Here is a 17,156-nt window from a genome sequence, read left to right as displayed (position 1 = left end):
TAATTGATCAGAATTATTATCCCTAATCTAATAAGTGGCACATAGATAATAGTTTTTGTTATTTAAGTTTATAAACAAAACCCCCTCATTGTACTGGGGGTAATGAAAGGTGGTTACAATGATTTCTTTAAGAGTATTTCGTCAAGATCCTTATATGCTAGTACGCTATCACAGTATATCTTTGGTAATTATGGTTTTAATTGATGCATTACTCCTTTTTTATGGAGGCGGATGGTTAAAATTTACATTTTCATTATGGTACCTATTGCTTATTCCTCTAGCAATTGCATTTGGTTGTATTTCAGCAGCGCTTATTCATAACGCCACACATGGCAGCATTAGGCCACGGTGGTTAAACGGAATTGTTGGTGAGATTTTTGGAACGCATCAACTTTATGGTTATGCAGGCTGGGCAATACAACATTATATTCATCATTTATACCCAGATGATTCCCAAAAAGACCCGCATTCCCCAGGTACACAACCATTTTGGAGTTTTGCTAAAAAAATGCAAAAACAAACTCATGCTTGTCTTCGGCGTGAATATTATGAAAATCATGGTCAATCGGAAAAAATAAAACGGATTTGGGCGGTGAGGCATTTAATTTGGATATGAGTTTATTTTTCTAAAATATTATTTTGGTTTTTATTACTAGGGCCTAATCTATTTGTTTGGTTTTATATTCCGTCATTAATAGCTAACATCCTATTTTTTGCTCATTTTAATTATGCAACGCATCGAGAACGAGAAGATGGTTCGGTGGATATTCTTAATTTAGATCATAATCTTTATTACAAAGTGGTTAATTTCATCGCTTTTGGGATTTATTTCCATAAATCACATCATGCCAATCCCGCTCGGTTTAATCCACAAAAGGCAGTTACTATTAAATCCCAAGCTCGGGCTTCTGAGGTTAGAGTTTGAAGCCTTTCCACTAATAATACATTGGGATTTATTTTCTTGGGGTACCCTTCGGGGTACCCTCTCTCGTTAAATCAGCAATGCCATTTATCTGGCAATCAGAACTTTGGAATTGTATTAATATTTTCTACTAAGGGGGTATAGACCTCCGTACGTTTTTCGAGCATCTCACGCAGTTCTTTTAATACAAGCTCTGTATTTGATTGGCGTCCTAAGAAACGCATAACATATCCTGTACCATACCGAAAGCTCTTAACTGCATCTTGTTCCAGAGCCTGAGAAATAATTTGTTTTAGGGCTTCAATTTGCTGTTGCTGTGTGGGATAACCCAGCTCCTCAATTTGCCGAATACAATGTTCCAAATATTCTTGTTTTTCACGAACGCGAGTATTTGTATGACATTTTTTTATTTGGTTTAAACAGATATAACGAAGATCATTGGTTTTTTCCACATGGTAAATGTTATGATTTCCATCGAGGTAGAAATGCTCTTTTTTCCCCGCAGTATATTTTTTACCAAATATAGGAGCGCTAACGCTTAGTTCTCGCGCTTTCACCAAAATATGCTGGTGGCCAAGAGCATGCAAATGCTCAAGTAATTGAGTCGCAAAAGCATCTTTTCTTCCATAATGATTGGAACCAGAAGCTGCTTCACAGCAAATTAAGCTGATTTTGATTGGTTTTGCTGCGGTTGGTTTTACCCCAATATCCTGAAATGTTTGATGTAACCTTTTAGCAATGGTTTGAACTTCCAACTGGAAAAATAAGGCTTCATTTGTTTCTAAGGAAAATAAATCTGAGGAGCCAGCATAACAATGGCCCGCCAAATAAACTTTCAGTTCCGCATCTTCCTCCATGGTGTCATGAAATGCTTTTTTAGATTGATTATCTTTAAGATAACATGCCAAATTCTCAAAAGACTCTTTCTCTCTAAACCAGAAAGGAGAAGACATACGATTTGGGAAGATAGACATAATTCCACGGGGCTGATCTGCCGTGGTATATTTAGATGTTAGGGTTTCATACAGATCACGAACATTTCGTAAAAACCAATGATCGCCAACTCGGAATACTAGGGTCCTTCTTTTCATGATAAAAACCATTGTTATAATCTTGCCTAAGATTATAATAAATGTACATTAAGGAAAAATTAAGAGCTAAGGTTTGGCTAATTTGAAATTTAATCGTTCTTCATAGGAAAGCGTGTCTAATATGATTCTCAGGGATTTATTTTTATATACACTGAGTTATGCTTTCTGGCTCCAGTCTACAATAGAATAAGCTAATAGATGCTTATCTTTTACCATTTTTTATTGCAGCGGAGCCATCCTCATTATTAACGGTCAAAACCAAATGTAAATGAAGGACCTTTTTGTTCTTGCGTTGCTTGGTATCCGAAAAAGCAAAGTGTAGCAGCCAGTGCAACAAAAAAAGCCGTCATAGAGATTGCAGCTAATGAACAAGCAGCAATAATACCGCCAATAACCATCATATTTTCTTTTGTTGCCAGGTCACTTATTTTGTTATCGTTGCTGCGAAAAAAGAAACTAGCCATGAAAATTTCCTCTGTAAAATAAAAATTAAATAACTTATAACTTCCTGAAAAACCTTTCTTTTTGTTCAAGAAGCTGCGGAAGTTACAAATAACGGATGCATTGTACAATAATCAATCTAGTCATACAATGAGCTTTGAGATTTAGGTTCAGGCCGGACCCCTATTGATTCATGGGTTATAATTACATTATTTATTAAATTATTTTTGAGCACCTTTGAGCCTAGGCCCTCAATCTTGATATCAAGCAAGGCGTATGATGAACTACGGGAAGATCTCCATAAATATATCTTACATTATCTTTCTTATCCTATTAATAACCGCTAATGGGGTATTAATTATGTGTACGCTTGATAAAAAAGGCTTAAATCCCGATACGTCACCCTTTGTATGGGCTGCGGCAGCAATCTTCCTATCTTTTATTATGGATCGTATTTTAATTATGCTTTCTCTCGGTTTCCAGAGAAATAAAAACCTTTCAAAAAATAATTTGGATAGTAAATTAACTGCTTATACAATTTTACATGTTACATTCAGTATTATTTTATTAATTGCTGTTATGTATTTTTCCGGAACGTTTCTCCACTTCTGGTATAAAAACTTGTTCCCGCCTAATCATAATTTAGTTTATTCCTCACAATTCTTTGGACTAATCGGAGGCTATTTATTTTATATAGTGGTCCGATTTCCTCTAAAATATTTTTTTAATTTCATCTCGGCACCGCTTAATAAGGTTTTAAAATTACCCACTTATAGGCTAACAAATGACGGAGTTCAAATTAACTTCAATAGTATTGATTTATCCAGCTCAAATAAACGGTATACCGCGTTTTTATCTTTTAAGGATATTAAAAGAATCCAAATTCTAACCTATATGGATGCTCTTGCTTACTTTAGATACCAAATAAGTGCTGATATGCGGATTCAAGCGATGAAAAATAGTCTTAAGCGCGATGGAAAACAACCTGACTATTACATTTCATCTCCAGCTGGAAATGGTACTAATATCCTCATCGAAGGAACAAATATATTTTATTTCCTCTGTTTTAAAACCAGCGATGCCACGGATTTAACTACTGCATTTAAGGCATTCAAGGAACGAGAAACTACTAGCTAAGAGAGTCGTCTGTCCATGAGTTTTCCTAAAAACTTGACTTTATGTGTAATTTGGTGCCATTATGTTGTTTTATATTAATAACTAATATTTTAAAATGCACCAAATACGCGTACAACAAATAATGATAATGCGCCGCCTGGACACTGTTGTCGAGGTTGGACGGAGTTATTTGTAACAGCGCGAACAAATGAACCTCCCCAATACCAGTGTCCAGGTTCTAGGATGCTTGGTTTCCTTTTTAACCAGAATAAAGCGCTTCATTAATAAATGAAGGTCATTATTATGAGTCAATCTAAAATCTCAGCAGATGTTTTTTTTAATCGTCCTATTAAGCAAAAAAATAAATTACACCAATTAGATGCCGCTTTTAAAAAATTAATACATAATGGTTCTATTGAGGGTTTTCCGCCAGGAATTATCATCAATGAATATCATAGTCATAAATTTCCTAAAGAATTCTTAATTGCTAACTTTCAATACTTTAAAAGCATTGGTATAGAGACGTTATTCTTTGAATTTGGTAATGATAATAATCAACATCTATTTGATGAATCACTAGACAGTAACGGGATAGTCCCTATTAACTCGAGATTAATCAATGGAGATGAAGATACACGAAGAGTTGCGGCAGCAGCAATCCAAGCAGGCATTAGGGTGGTTGTATTAGACTGCAAAAAAGCCAGAGAAGGAAGCCCCGAATATTTCAGACACCCCACAAAAAAAGACTGGGAAGAGTACTACGAACGACGGGATTCAATCTTTGATGAGAACACTCGTAGAATATTTCTTAATGAGCATAAATCCAAGCCTTATCTCTTTTATTCAGGGCTTGCGCATGGTAATAACCACCACGGTTTTCCAAGATTTTTCCCCGGAGCGAAACATACGCTCTTGCTATCAGATGATGGTTTTGATTTTCAAGTAAATGGAATAAAGCAACACCTTTATGTCGATAATATTATATTCCGTAAGGATCTGGGTAGAAATTATTGGCTTGCTGACACTAATGAGAATCAACAAATTAGATGCCTAAAAGATGCCCTAGACGAGGGATACGTGGATAAGAATCAATCGACATTTTTAATTAGAAGTTAACATTGGGCTGGATGAATTAGTTGCCACTAGACATTATGGAATAACCATCCCTACTCTGTTCAAGGTAAGGTCTTCTGACAATAAGAGTTAACATATCTTATCAGAAGAGCCCTACCTCCACAGGTTATCTCTTCGGTACCAAGCTACTCTCCGAAGGCATGGATGTTGATTGGCTATTATTTAAAATGCGATACCAAGTATAAGAAGGATATTGCTGCAACTCTTTTATACTTATCCCTTCTGAGATACGCGGATGTTGTGGCGTTTGTTTGCTATTTTCTGAAGAATCAATAGAGGGGGATTTTGTTTTCATTTCCTCAACAGGTTTACCATGAGAAGGAGCAATATAAAGCGCTCGTAAGATCTCGGAAGACTCTTTATATATAGGAAGCGGATGATTTAATAAACTTCCTTGTACCCTTATTTTAAAGATTTCTTCATGAACCAACGAATTAACTTTCCCCAGAAACTCAATTTTAAGCACTGAGAATGTCGCAATATGCTGCTGTATTTCTTTATGTGTTCCATCGATTACAGAATTAAAACTATATTGGTTAGAATATAAATAGAAAGAAATGGTCTTGAGTAAACGATGCCAATTAGTATCCCGAACCAGCCAAGATAAAAGACTCTTATTAGGGAATTGCTGATAAGCTCCCTGCAAACATACAACGCCCAAATTGAGTAGGTTAATTAATTGGCTAGATTTTTCATTATAAAAATCTGCATCACTCTTTTGTGCAGCAATTAAATTACTAATTTTCGTATCTATATCTGTTGCTTGCTTAAATAACATCCCGAGTAGTGCATGTTTTTGCGCGTATGCCCCTTCTCCATTTTTTACTGTATTAACTTTTCGAACAATTTCATTCATGCCGTTAATCATTTCTTTATATTGTGTGATCTGCAAACGCTCTGCAAGCTCCTCATAAATAACAGCCACGCCTAAACACACCTGGTATAGAGTTACAGCATAAGCAAATTGCTGCATAAACTCTTGGACCTTAGGAGAATAATCTTTTAGTGGAGGAATAAAATCAAAACCTTCTTTGGATATTTGGAACGAATAACTCTCGTTTATAATGCATCTATCTACATTTTTGATAAAAAAGGATTTCGCGTTCTCATTAAGCTTAGACCGTATTAGTGAAAAAACATGGTGTATGTCAAAGGGCAATGGTTCCCCAGCCAAAGTATCTACTATGTTTTGATTAAAATATTTAAAGAGTGACTCCTCTATTCTATCTATTGCATTATAGTAATCAGTGCATTTACGTTCGAAAAATGCAGCTACCCCAAACATCTTTCTACCTGTAACTGCAAATTGTTTTATTTTTTCTACTTGTTCCTGAACTTCCGAATCGTTATACATAGATTACACCCGCAAAAAAATAGCGGGTAATACTCTCATCCTGAATTAATTATTGTCAACTAGATTATTATAGCGATGATGATAGAGGCGCTGACCTAACATAATTTAGTAGCGTGTAGATTGTATTTTGTCCCTAATTCTTCAAAAAGCGCACGTTTTTGAAAAATTAGGGAGCCAATCTAAGCTAATAACGATACTATCTATTCCATGTATTATAATGCTTATAATCCCAACACCTACCATTCTGACAATGTTTATGCACTACAACATGTTTGCAATGCCCGCCGTAGCATTTGGTAACATTTCTATTCCAATTCCAAGCTGCATAACTGTTAGCCATAAATCCTGTAGCCATCAAAACGATTATAACTTTTCCAAAAATAGATCGCATAATGAATCCCCTTTCATAAGTTAAGTCTATTTAGTATAGAACAAAATCCATCTGATTATATAATGCACATTACAATGAAACACCAACAACGGCTCAACAATGAAAAGGTATATGATTTTTATGAAAAATTTGTTTATTAATAAGCAAGGAAGCAGTTAGTCATTAGACATGATTCAGGAAAAGGTCTAAATTTAATAAAAAATATTTTTAAGGATAAAAAATGAAAGAACCTATAGAGCCTCCTAGCCCTCTTGAGCCTGAAGAACCACAGCCAGTCCATAATCCCGATGAGCCATTAGAATAATTAGCGCCAAAAAAATTTGGCGCTCGATGCAAATGGGGATCTCAATCCAGTTAACTTAGCGATGCATTAAAGTTATTTTTTAGTGGGAGAGAATCATTAGTTTCATGAGCGGCTTGACCTTGCGGTGGAGGAGGCATAAATCGGTGTCGTGCAAAAACACTTCCTCCGGTTGCTCTTTGTGCTTCGGAGACAGGTTCTTTCCCCTTAGCAACGCTTCGCTCCTCGAGCTTTGTAGATAAATGATGCACTGTATCGGAAGCAGGTTCAATAGAAGCTTGCGCCTTTGTTGGCTGCATATAATTTATAAGAAATTGTTTATAGAATGAATAAATTTCGGGAGTGACACTAATATTGAAATCTATAGAAAAAAGTAGCCATAACTCTAAATTTCTTAGCTCTGCACTACTTATCCCCCCTACTTGTGCATAAGTAGATATAGAATAGCAATCATCGTTTAGAGTCTTATGACTTACATAAATACAGCTAGTAATAATACGATGAACATTTGTTAATGTTAGCATCGTATTTGTCGCTCTTAGGTAGCGCTCTAAAAGAACAAACATCCCGATGATATCTGTTTCATCCAAGTAGAGATATTCTGTATGCCGCCTTAAATAATCAGGCACTGAAATAGAAGGAATCTTATTGCTATTAAATGCGGAACGAGGATTTATTATTTTTTGTTCGGTACTTTTTTGAATTCGGTTATTAATAAAAGAAATAACTACATTAGTTAATTCTTCGAGCTTAGTAAGACCCGTTTGTGCTTTGGGATTTGTATTTTCTACCTTCATTATTGACCAATACGCAAATATAAAGAGCATATACTCTCATAAATACCCCTTTATAAAAAGAGAGCAGCACAGCAGAAAAAAATAATTGATCGGGAAACCCTATTCTCTCAATAAATTACTCCTTTAGCTCCGAGGATAAAAATTCCCCATACCCCAATTAAAAGATGGGATGCAGAAACACTAACAAGTGAGCTTTGTTTATAAAATAACCATCCCCAAAATAATCCCGGAATAAATGTCAGTGAAGCAAACATTAAGCTCAAATGCGAATGCACTGAAGAAAAAATAAGATTAGATAAGATAATCGCATTCCAAATTCGGAATGTTTCATTTCCCGGCAAAAAAGAGAAAAAGGTTGACTGTAAAGCACAGCGCGCGATTAATTCTTGAATAGGTACAAGGAGTGCATAAAAAAATACTACAACCAAATAAAGTGGAGCACTAAACTTACCGTTTACTAACCCCTCATCAAATCCTGAAAATAGGGCAACATGATTTGGATTAGCTCCCCAATACACCAAATAGGCTTTGGCAAGTAGAAACAGAAACATTACGGGAAGCGAATACTTTAACGCTTGTATGGTTTTTTCTGGCCAATCTTCAAAAGTAATCCCAAACTGTTTTAATGGTAACCCGGTAAGTCTCATGGCACCAAGAATTCCTAAAGCAAAAAATATAATTAAACCCACGGAAAGAAATGTAGTATTGTTAATTAAATTCTTTTCAATACCAATCAGGGTAGTAAGCGATAATGTATATAAGCTAATTAGCCAAAACATCGCAATCATAAATACTCCGAGTACATTGCGTGCTTGCGCTTGCTCTAAACTTTCTTCCATTTTTTTTATGGTTACCTGATTTGTGTCCCGCAGCTTTTGGGATAAGATTTTGGCCATATTTTTGGTTAATAGTAGGCGTATTCGCGGATGAGCATTTAGTGCTTCTAAATTAAAACTTAATACGGCTAAATCAGATTTCGCTCTAATGGATGCAGAACGCGGCCTATTTTCAACAAGTGCCATATCGCCAATTACATCGTTTTCTTTCAAAGTAGCTAAGACATGAGCGTGTTTTTCATTGTGCTTGGTATTCGTGCTAATAAAAACTTCGGCCTCACCCTCAAGAATAATATAAAAGGAATCTGATTCATCATATTCTTGAAAAAGGATCTCGCCTTTACCAAAAAATAACCTTGAGCCTAACACTTCATAAAAATCAGCTAATTCCTTTTCTGTAAATTCCTCGGTAAGTATTTTATGCGAGTTTATGTTTATATGATAATTATGAGCCGGTGAATTGGAGGAAAAATAAGATTTAGGATTAAACTCTTTAACAATACAGGGATAACGATTTACAACATTCACAATAACCTCGCATATACCTCAATAATTATATTCAGCATAGTCTTAGCTATCGGGATTTTCAATTATAAGCGTCATCTCGTGTAAGAAATGGCTTATAAGAGGGGAAGAGCCCCTTCAGTTCGGTCGTTAAAACTGGAGATTTATATTTGCAATAGAGTCATAAGTACTATAATTAACCAAAAACAATAAGGAAAATTAATGCTTGGTTATACTATTTTTGATCTCTTGGAGGACATATATAGCTTCTTTTGGTATCAGAAAAACAAACAATGGGCTCAGCATGTGGCACCTCTATTGCTATTTTGGGATAGGAATTACTTTTTAGCTTTTTCCGTTTTACAAGGCCTAGCAAAGGAACGTAATTTAATTATTAGCGAAAATGATTTTAACCAAATGAAAGATCGTTTTAATGAAAAAAAAGAGACTTGTTTAAATAGGCGCGACCTCACATCCAATTTAAACATCCAAAAAACCAAATCACGCATAAAAGGCACTTGGCTGTATTTATATATTGACTCTAATAAAAAAGTCCATGATTTTTATTTTAGTAAAAATGATGACTTGGCTGGTGTTAATGAATTTTTCAAAAACTCTCTAGCACCGAACGGTTTGCCTCATCAAATAAACGCTAATTTGTCTGAGAAAATAGACATGATAAGAAACAAATTTGATGTCATCAAGAATAACCCTGACGTAGATATTTTCTAATTATTTCCAATAGGTTTAACATTAAAACTGTTAGGCAAAGAGAATGAGGATACCCCAGGGCCTTACTACCCAGGCTCAATCAATCATTAATAATTTAATTAATTTTGATATTATTAATCTATAATTTTAGTATGTTTGCCTAATTTGCTATTGTATGCCTAGGGCGCTTAGCGTAGAAACCATGGGATTATTTAGCATCAACAGGAGAAGTAATATGGAAAAAAAATCAACAAATGAACATCCTGAAGTGAAAGATATAAAAAATATATGCGATATAGCTCCCAAAAACCAACATACTAAAAATGTTTGTGACAAAGTAAATAAGGAAAAACCTAAAAGTAAGAAATAGGAATAACACATTATAAAAAGATGTCTTTTTAAGTGCCTACATCCTAAGGTGTTGCCATTGCCAGAACTTTAACAAACGGCCAAGCTTTAAAACGACAAAAAAATGAAAATGTGCCTATTTATAATCAATCAATGGATTGAGTACCTAGTTTAAAGCTCTCAATCAGATAATCCTTTTCTAATAATAAAAGCAAATCATAAAGTGCCGTTGTATTGGAATTTTTTTTCCAGGAAATCATAAATTTGAATTTAGGTGTTTTTGCTCCGACCTCATTTGTCCATTGAAGAAAAGAAGCATGGTAACCTAGAGGTTGAATCAACTGATTTAAGTCAGGAGGAGTAAGCGTCTCCTTATTGGGAGAAACTAAAAGTATGGCATGTTGTTTATGAGGTAACATAAGATCAATTTTTTTTAATAATCCTACAACGATTAAACATAATACTGTGGTAATCATACCAAGAAGCAATTGGCCTCCACCAAAACAAAGGCCAATAATGGTTACGGTCCATAAAGTAGCGGCCGTAGCCATGCCTGTAATAAGAGCCCCTTTCTTCAAAATACATCCCGCACCAATAAATCCTACACCCGTCAAAATACCAAGAGGCATGCGCATAAGATCCATCACCCCGAATGATTCGGGAGTTTTTCCTCCCAGAGAAAGCAGGATATTTGCTTGAATCATTGCTACTGATGCAGCAAGACATAATAAAATAGTCGTTCTTAACCCGGCAGCTTGGCCTGTAGTCTCTCTATTAAGCCCAATTAAAGCGCCGGCAATAAGAGTCAATAGAAGGCGAATAAAGATATCATACGATGTTGGGGATACAGGCATTTGCATTAATTTATCCTTAAATAATACAAAATAATCTTATTATAGAGACAATTAGGAAGATCTTGAAGTGATACAATAAGTATGCCACAGGTAAATGCAATTTGCCCTCAGTAACTAAGCTTAGTGTTTGTTTTAGAGCAATAAACATATTTATCGCTTAGTAGAAAAAAGCTGCGCTGTAAACGACATAGCAGCATCCATTAATAATGGTACGCTTTCGACTAATTTGCCTATCTACATTTTGTACTAATTATTTTTAGCTAGAAATTTGGGAATAGAACATTTTTGTTAATTTTATTTACTAACTGTTCTTTTTATGGTTAAATAATGCATGTTATTACCTTATCGAGATAATTATGACAAATAAGACTTTTTTTGGCGTTGGGCAGATTTATATAAAAAATGATAAGTCACTAACGCTTGAAGATTGTATACAAGGAATCCAAGAAGGCAAACTAGCACCTTTTATGGCTCTTGCAAATGAAAAAGATGTCGCCCCTTTTTATCGTACATTACAACCTTCTGGTAAACAGACACTTTCTTTGCGCGTATATTTAGGGTTTCAGAACATAGAAGCTGCCAATAGAAAGTCGATACAAACGCACAATCCCGGTAGAGTTATGATAACTTATGAAGGCGTTTCTTTAAATAATGGATTGATCCAAATTAATAATTTTTCTATACGTAGTAAAGGTTCTAATTATTCTTTTCCTGCGCCACTTCACTTTAAGTTAGCAAAAAATGAAGGGCCGCTTATGGGTGATGTTTTTCTTCGCCCTGCCGAAAATGTACTCTCTCTCCAGGATTTAGCTGCAAAAACTTTGGCAAAAAATCCTACTTTTTTTAACAAGAAGAAAGCAAGCCAGTTAGCTATAGAACAAGTTAAAGAGGCGGAAGAAAGTCTAGCTATTGCACCATTAGTGCCAATATTAAAGAAGTCTGGGACATATCTTTATCCAAAGAAACAAAAACTCGCTTCTTTACAGGATTTAGCAGCCGAAACTTTGGCGAAACATCCTTGCTTTTTTAAAGCAGCGGATGCAACCCAGACGGCTATAGATAAAGTTAAGGAGGCTAAAAAGCTCCTGCCAAGCCCCACTTATAATGGCCTTTAATAGAGACTGGCTGGATTCGATTGGACTTCTCCTAGTTCAATCGAGTCTGCCCCAAAATGATTATTATCCCTTACTAAATGCAATTCCCGTATACCAATCGATGTATTGCCCCAACTAAAAATAAGAAATTTCTTACATGATTATACGCTATTCAGAATGTAACTTTTTAAAATCCTTTGCCATACTTAGATAAGTACGAGGAGGACAGCGGATGTCTTTTAAGGATTATCTGAATGCATTAAGGACGATGCACTATCACAAGGATGTGATTTGTCTCCTCGGAACGCCATCACTTTCACAGTAAATAATCAAAATTATGTGCATACCGCTCATAGTTTTATTTTTTTAGCCAATAATAGAGTTTTTACGTTGGACTCCCATAAATACAATCAGCTTGGTTTGGTAACAAGCATACTGCCACTTGAAAGATACGCCCAATAGCACGAATAAATGCGTGATCTTATAAGCTATTAGGCAGCTAGGGAATTCTTAAACAACTGCGGCACTTCTTTTATAATCGAAAAATGATTAAGCTCTGGAATCACAATAAATTGTTTTAATTGAGATGATTTATTGCAAAACCGTTGTAACGATTTAGCGTTAAACAAAATATCTTTACCACCGACGATGACGTTAAAAGGAATTTTTAGATTACTTATGCTTTCAATGGGAGCTTGCGGCGTTAGTGCATCTGCCATTTCATTGGTGTATTGAGCGATTAACAAAGGGTCTTTTTTTAACATTTGCTTATCAACTCTTAAGGTTACAACATAATCATTTTTATAATAATTATGCTTGCTCCATCGATAAGCAAATAATTTAAACCAATTAATTGATTTAACGAATAAATCCTTACGATAGATACGATAAGTATTTGAATATCTTCCGAAATTTGGAGCAATAAAATAAAGTTCGCTAATGGCGGCCCGCTGCTCTTTTCGATTAATGAAATTAAGAATTAAACCAGCACTAATTGAATGTCCTCCAATTAGAATTTTAGCACCAGGATTTTCACGTTGAATTAATTGCAGCATCATATCCATATCTAAAAATAATTGCTCTTTATCCGGTGTGTCTCCGCGCTTACCACCAGACAAGCCATGCCCTCGTAAATCCATTAAATAGCAGCTTATTCCTAATTGATTAAGACCTGTGGCCATGCGCAGATAGGCCTCGTTAATATGACCACCACCACAATGAAGAAATAAAAGCGCTTTTTCACTAGCCGCTTCAGCAATTTTAAAGTAGGTTATTGGCGTTTTATCACTTGCCATTAAAACCGAAGGTTCTACTTGATTTGCTTTTTTCATTGCAAAATCTCCTTAATAATTAAGCCACTACTTTAAGTTCATGATCCAAATATTGCTGTAATGTCTGCTTTCTTTTAATTTTGCCACTGGTAGTTTTCGGTATTGAGCGAGATTGAATAAGCACAATTTCATCTACAGTGATATGAAAATTCTGAGCAATTTTCCCTTGAATATTGCGCTTTACAGCCTCAGCATCGTCGATTTTTTTTACTTCACAGACGATAACTAACTTTTCTTTATCTGCATCTTTGACAGCAAAGGCGGCACTACAACCAGCACGTACTGCCGGGTCGGCCTTTTCAAGTAACGCTTCAATATCTTGAGGATAATAATTTTTACCGTTTAAAATAATTAGATCTTTAAGGCGTCCGGTAATAAATACCTGATGCTTATAAATAAATCCTAAGTCACCGGTACGGAAGTATTTTTGCTCTTGGGCATTTAATGTATTATGGAATGACTTGGTCGTTTCTTCTTTGTTTTTCCAGTACCCTGACGTGATATTATGACCTGCAAGCCAAACTTCCCCAATCTCCATTTCTTGACAAATATGGTTATCTTCGGGGTCCACAACTCGAAAATCGATGCCATCAACTACTCGGCCGCAACTGACTGTTGCTAGAGCATGAGGATGATTCTCATCTACAATTACAATTTTATTATCAAAAAAAGCCTCTTTATCTATATAAATAGTCAAAAACGCCTCTTCTGCTTCTTTTGCACCACTAACCAATAAAGTTGCCTCTGCTAAACCATAAACCGGATAAACTGTTTCAGGCCTCACACCTACTTTAGAGAACACCCGGATGAAATTAGCCATAGTATTGTGATTTACCGGCTCTGCTCCATTGAGCCAAAATTTCATTGAACTTAAATCATAACGAGACGTATCCTCAGGACTCACTTTGCTTGCTAATAATCGATAAGCAAAATTAGGCATGGCTGAAATCTCTGGTTTCTCTTCGGTTATTACACGTAGGAAATTCAAAGGATTTTTAATAAAATCAAATGGAGACAGTAAATATAAAGTCTTGCCATAGAGCAAGGAACATAACATTGTACCGATTAAGCCCATATCATGATAAGGAGGCAGCCAACTAATCACCTTATCTACTTTGCAAACAAAAGTATCATGAATTTGTTTTAAATTTTCTAATAAGGACCTATTCGTAACTATAACCCCCTTAGGGTTATTGGTTGAACCTGAGGTATACTGTAAGAAAATTATTTGATCATGCTCAATGCTTGGAACTAAGGTATAGGGTTTAGCATAATTATAAAAATTACTTCCAACAATCCAAGGTACTTCATTAATACTTAGTTTAATATTTTGATGTAGTTTCTTAAGTAACTTATGAACGACCTGAGTAATACGATTGTTTGCTAATTTATTAATTGCATACAATTGACGCAATTTTTTCTGGATACTTTCACTGGTTAATACGGCGCCAACGCCCGCATTATGAGCAATATGATTAAGATTATCCGCCGCACTTTTATTTAAAGGAACCATTACAGGCACTGCAATAGCTTTTGCAAAAATACACGCCCAAAATGCAACAATATAATCAATTCCAGGCTCAATAATAATTAGCAATCTCTGGTTGCTATAACCTGAATCAATAAGATGCTGAGCTAAATTTTGCGCCCGCTGAATCAGGGTTTGGTAATCTACTCGGATTTTTGAGGACTTATCTGCAAAAAATTCCACCGCAGTTTTATTAGAGTTTGCTAAATTTTTATTTACAAATTCATAAGCAATAGATTCCATAATACACCTTAACACGTTAAAAAAGAAAACAGGCGATAAACGTGAATGGATTATTTATACATCCATCTTCAGTTCTAACTGTTCATAATTTTCAGACAGATATAGAGCAAGCTCCTGGACATTTGTACAATCCCAAAATAATGTTTCGGGTAAGGAAATATCTAATGCTGATTCTAAATCTGAAAGGATGGATAGAGCCTGTATGGAGCTTAGCCCTAATGAATCAAAATTTTGTTGTACATCAACTTGTTTTGCACCTAATTCTTTACTGATGAATTTACAGCAAAATTGTTCTAAACCGCGTACATCTTGATCACTCATGTCTTGTCCATATTGCACAAACTTTAGACTAAAGTGTAGCCGCATATTTATTTTCGTCAACTATACTATAACTATTTTTACATGCTCTAAGAGATATATATGCAAAAGAAAAACGTTTACCTTCAATTGGAAATAGGCAAAGTCTTAGACAGCTATCTGGGCTCTGCGCATGATGAAAACACTATTTTGTCTTTTAAAAACATCCGCATAGCGGATGAGGCTGAAGAATATCCTGAGCATTTATTACAACACCTATATGCGCTGGACTTACAACATTATTTACTTCCAAAAGAGCATGGAGGGAAACTAAATAATTTTGAAGAAATGGGTTTTATTTTACGCATTATCAGTCAAAGAGACTTAACCTTAGGGCTTTCATTTTGCATGCCATTTCTGGGAGCGTGTCCTGCCTGGATCGCTGGTAAAGATGAGGGACTGGAATTAGCTAAAAACTTGATAAAACAAGGGCATCGTATCGCCATGGGTTTAACCGAGCACGAGCATGGCTCCGATTTATTGGCTGATGAATGTTTCGCGGTACCAGAGGGTGAAAATGTAGTTATTAATGGTAAAAAATGGTTAATTAACCATTCAACAAAGGCTCATGCGTATATGGTTTTTGTAAGTGAAAATCAACAGCATGGCCCTCGAGGCTACTCTTTTTATTTAATCGACAAACAATTTTTAAATGAAGCAAATTTCCAAACTCATGGCAAAATTCGTACTCATGGCGTACGTGGCGCCGATATGGGGTCATTTTCATTTAAGCAATTAAAAATTCCCACCAGTGCACGTATTGGAAAATCAGGGCAAGGCCTAGAAATATTACTAAAAGTGTTTAATGTAACACGTTCCGTAGCACCTTGTTTAGCTTTAGGCGCTACAGATACAGCCTTACGCTTGGTGATGCAATTTACTTTAGAAAGAACATTATATGGGCAACCCGTATTTGCGATTCCTCATGCTCAAGAAACTATGGTTCATGCGTTCGCAGATTATTTGTTAGCCGAATGTTGTAGCATCATCAGTTTAAGAGCCTTAAATTTTTTTCCCGAAAAAATGTCTTTATATTCTTCCATATGTAAGTATTTAGTACCTACTCAATGCGAAGCCATACTGGCTGATTTGGCCAAAATCCTCGGCGCACGTTACTACTTACGGGATGAATACTACCACGGTATGTTTCAAAAAATTTTAAGGGATGTGCCTTTAATCAGCTTTGGTGATGGTAATTCTTTAGTAAATTTACATTCTATTTTATTGCAGATGACTGCTGTTTTCGGCCGAAATAAACAAGAAAAAATTGAGCAAGCGGAGACTTTTTTTAATCTTGGCGAAACACCTCCAGAAATTGACTTAGCAAGCATCACTCTATCCTGCCATGGTGGAGATATTATATTTAATATGCTAAATCAATATTGGGATGTGATTCGTGATTATTTACACGCTGATGCAGAGGTTCTTCCGCTATTAGATGAGCTAAAACAGCAAATACAAGCCATGGTCCAATGGATACAAGAACGACCTGCGTGTATACCCTATCAAGAGCCTTATGAGTGGTTTATTTATGGTAAAAAATTCTGCACGCTGCAAGCCATAGCCTCTGCCGTTCTATTATGGTTTTTTAACCAAAAAGGACAATCCAAACTTTTAAATGATTTGCACATATTAAAATTATTGTTAATACATACCTTACATCCTACAACCCCATTACCCTCAAACCTACTACAGCACGTAGCAGCTGAATTAAAAGAAAGAACAGAAAAAAATTATTTATTTTCCGTTTATCCTTTTGGCACAATACACTTGTAAAAAATTGGAGTAAGAACTGGTTGGCAC

16 protein-coding genes are annotated in these 17,156 nt (G+C 35.5%); 7 read left to right on the top strand and 9 right to left on the bottom strand.

The genetic code is table 11. The features are described 5' to 3' along the window. The first annotated feature begins 118 nt into the window (after nucleotides 1-118). Nucleotides 119-616 (top strand): fatty acid desaturase, encoded by a 498-nt coding sequence (locus BN3124_RS04585; RefSeq protein ID WP_058533697.1) that lies wholly within the window; start codon nucleotides 119-121, stop codon nucleotides 614-616. 404 nt (nucleotides 617-1,020) lie between these two features. Here BN3124_RS04585 and BN3124_RS04580 read toward each other — a convergent pair whose 3' ends face one another. Continuing rightward, nucleotides 1,021-2,013, bottom strand: coding sequence for a hypothetical protein (locus tag BN3124_RS04580; protein WP_058533696.1), 993 nt, complete (start codon nucleotides 2,011-2,013; stop codon nucleotides 1,021-1,023). Between the two features lie 245 nt (nucleotides 2,014-2,258). Next, nucleotides 2,259-2,546: a hypothetical protein gene (locus BN3124_RS04575; RefSeq protein WP_149865203.1), complete on the bottom strand. Its 288-nt coding sequence runs from the start codon at nucleotides 2,544-2,546 to the stop codon at nucleotides 2,259-2,261. Between the two features lie 268 nt (nucleotides 2,547-2,814). Here BN3124_RS04575 and BN3124_RS04570 point away from each other — a divergent pair, with 268 nt between their 5' ends. Beyond that, nucleotides 2,815-3,591 (top strand): hypothetical protein, encoded by a 777-nt coding sequence (locus BN3124_RS04570; RefSeq protein ID WP_230849071.1) that lies wholly within the window; start codon nucleotides 2,815-2,817, stop codon nucleotides 3,589-3,591. 282 nt (nucleotides 3,592-3,873) lie between these two features. Next, nucleotides 3,874-4,686, top strand: a complete 813-nt coding sequence (locus tag BN3124_RS04565) for a TraB/GumN family protein (protein ID WP_058533693.1) — start codon at nucleotides 3,874-3,876, stop codon at nucleotides 4,684-4,686. 124 nt (nucleotides 4,687-4,810) lie between these two features. Here the strand turns inward: BN3124_RS04565 and BN3124_RS04560 are convergent, their stop codons facing one another. From BN3124_RS04560 to BN3124_RS04545, 3 genes are all read right to left on the bottom strand, one after another. Then, entirely contained in the window at nucleotides 4,811-6,058 is a 1,248-nt protein-coding gene (locus tag BN3124_RS04560; RefSeq protein WP_058533692.1) for a hypothetical protein, read from the bottom strand. A 745-nt stretch (nucleotides 6,059-6,803) separates the two neighbouring features. After that, nucleotides 6,804-7,577 (bottom strand): cyclin family putative virulence effector, encoded by a 774-nt coding sequence (locus tag BN3124_RS04550; RefSeq protein ID WP_058533690.1) that lies wholly within the window; start codon nucleotides 7,575-7,577, stop codon nucleotides 6,804-6,806. Between the two features lie 77 nt (nucleotides 7,578-7,654). Continuing rightward, a complete protein-coding gene (locus BN3124_RS04545; protein ID WP_058533689.1) occupies nucleotides 7,655-8,911 on the bottom strand; it encodes a cyclic nucleotide-binding domain-containing protein in 1,257 nt (418 codons plus the stop codon). Between the two features lie 198 nt (nucleotides 8,912-9,109). Here BN3124_RS04545 and BN3124_RS04540 point away from each other — a divergent pair, with 198 nt between their 5' ends. Next, on the top strand, nucleotides 9,110-9,619 hold the full coding sequence (locus tag BN3124_RS04540; RefSeq protein WP_058533688.1) for an IS6 family transposase: 510 nt from the start codon (nucleotides 9,110-9,112) through the stop codon (nucleotides 9,617-9,619). Between the two features lie 214 nt (nucleotides 9,620-9,833). Beyond that, complete coding sequence (locus BN3124_RS17445; protein WP_269057618.1) at nucleotides 9,834-9,968, top strand: hypothetical protein; 135 nt, start codon at nucleotides 9,834-9,836, stop codon at nucleotides 9,966-9,968. 124 nt (nucleotides 9,969-10,092) lie between these two features. Here BN3124_RS17445 and BN3124_RS04535 read toward each other — a convergent pair whose 3' ends face one another. After that, nucleotides 10,093-10,806 (bottom strand): MgtC/SapB family protein, encoded by a 714-nt coding sequence (locus BN3124_RS04535; protein WP_058533687.1) that lies wholly within the window; start codon nucleotides 10,804-10,806, stop codon nucleotides 10,093-10,095. 350 nt (nucleotides 10,807-11,156) lie between these two features. On the opposite strand from BN3124_RS04535, the gene BN3124_RS04530 reads away from it, so the two are divergent. Next, on the top strand, nucleotides 11,157-11,915 hold the full coding sequence (locus BN3124_RS04530) for a hypothetical protein (RefSeq protein ID WP_058533686.1): 759 nt from the start codon (nucleotides 11,157-11,159) through the stop codon (nucleotides 11,913-11,915). A gap of 470 nt (nucleotides 11,916-12,385) precedes the next feature. On the opposite strand, the gene BN3124_RS04525 is transcribed toward BN3124_RS04530, so the two are convergent. Genes BN3124_RS04525 through BN3124_RS04515 form a run of 3 tightly spaced genes read right to left on the bottom strand, consistent with a single transcriptional unit; the run spans nucleotide 12,386 to nucleotide 15,317 of the window. Next, on the bottom strand, nucleotides 12,386-13,225 hold the full coding sequence (locus BN3124_RS04525; RefSeq protein WP_058533685.1) for an alpha/beta fold hydrolase: 840 nt from the start codon (nucleotides 13,223-13,225) through the stop codon (nucleotides 12,386-12,388). Nucleotides 13,226-13,244: 19 nt separating this feature from the next. After that, nucleotides 13,245-14,996, bottom strand: coding sequence for a fatty acyl-AMP ligase (locus BN3124_RS04520; RefSeq protein WP_058533684.1), 1,752 nt, complete (start codon nucleotides 14,994-14,996; stop codon nucleotides 13,245-13,247). Nucleotides 14,997-15,050: 54 nt separating this feature from the next. Next, complete coding sequence (locus BN3124_RS04515) at nucleotides 15,051-15,317, bottom strand: acyl carrier protein (protein ID WP_058533683.1); 267 nt, start codon at nucleotides 15,315-15,317, stop codon at nucleotides 15,051-15,053. Between the two features lie 99 nt (nucleotides 15,318-15,416). On the opposite strand from BN3124_RS04515, the gene BN3124_RS04510 reads away from it, so the two are divergent. Then, nucleotides 15,417-17,129 (top strand): acyl-CoA dehydrogenase family protein, encoded by a 1,713-nt coding sequence (locus BN3124_RS04510; protein WP_058533682.1) that lies wholly within the window; start codon nucleotides 15,417-15,419, stop codon nucleotides 17,127-17,129. The last annotated feature ends 27 nt before the right edge of the window (nucleotides 17,130-17,156 follow it).

The organism is Legionella saoudiensis, assembly GCF_001465875.1.
Taxonomy (GTDB): domain Bacteria; phylum Pseudomonadota; class Gammaproteobacteria; order Legionellales; family Legionellaceae; genus Legionella; species Legionella saoudiensis.
Note: the sequence above shows the minus strand (reverse complement) of the source record. Positions and strands in the feature narration are given on the sequence as shown.

Bases quoted from the DNA above. Each gene is read 5' to 3' on its own strand.
- BN3124_RS04585 (WP_058533697.1), top strand. From the start codon at position 119: ATGATTTCTTTAAGAGTATTTCGTCAAGATCCTTATATGCTAGTACGC.
- BN3124_RS04525 (WP_058533685.1), bottom strand. From the start codon at position 13,225: ATGAAAAAAGCAAATCAAGTAGAACCTTCGGTTTTAATGGCAAGTGAT.
- BN3124_RS04510 (WP_058533682.1), top strand. From the start codon at position 15,417: ATGCAAAAGAAAAACGTTTACCTTCAATTGGAAATAGGCAAAGTCTTA.
- BN3124_RS04530 (WP_058533686.1), top strand. From the start codon at position 11,157: ATGACAAATAAGACTTTTTTTGGCGTTGGGCAGATTTATATAAAAAAT.
- BN3124_RS04560 (WP_058533692.1), bottom strand. From the start codon at position 6,058: ATGTATAACGATTCGGAAGTTCAGGAACAAGTAGAAAAAATAAAACAA.
- BN3124_RS17445 (WP_269057618.1), top strand. From the start codon at position 9,834: ATGGAAAAAAAATCAACAAATGAACATCCTGAAGTGAAAGATATAAAA.
- BN3124_RS04565 (WP_058533693.1), top strand. From the start codon at position 3,874: ATGAGTCAATCTAAAATCTCAGCAGATGTTTTTTTTAATCGTCCTATT.
- BN3124_RS04570 (WP_230849071.1), top strand. From the start codon at position 2,815: ATGTGTACGCTTGATAAAAAAGGCTTAAATCCCGATACGTCACCCTTT.
- BN3124_RS04520 (WP_058533684.1), bottom strand. From the start codon at position 14,996: ATGGAATCTATTGCTTATGAATTTGTAAATAAAAATTTAGCAAACTCT.
- BN3124_RS04540 (WP_058533688.1), top strand. From the start codon at position 9,110: ATGCTTGGTTATACTATTTTTGATCTCTTGGAGGACATATATAGCTTC.
- BN3124_RS04580 (WP_058533696.1), bottom strand. From the start codon at position 2,013: ATGAAAAGAAGGACCCTAGTATTCCGAGTTGGCGATCATTGGTTTTTA.
- BN3124_RS04515 (WP_058533683.1), bottom strand. From the start codon at position 15,317: ATGAGTGATCAAGATGTACGCGGTTTAGAACAATTTTGCTGTAAATTC.
- BN3124_RS04535 (WP_058533687.1), bottom strand. From the start codon at position 10,806: ATGCAAATGCCTGTATCCCCAACATCGTATGATATCTTTATTCGCCTT.
- BN3124_RS04550 (WP_058533690.1), bottom strand. From the start codon at position 7,577: ATGCTCTTTATATTTGCGTATTGGTCAATAATGAAGGTAGAAAATACA.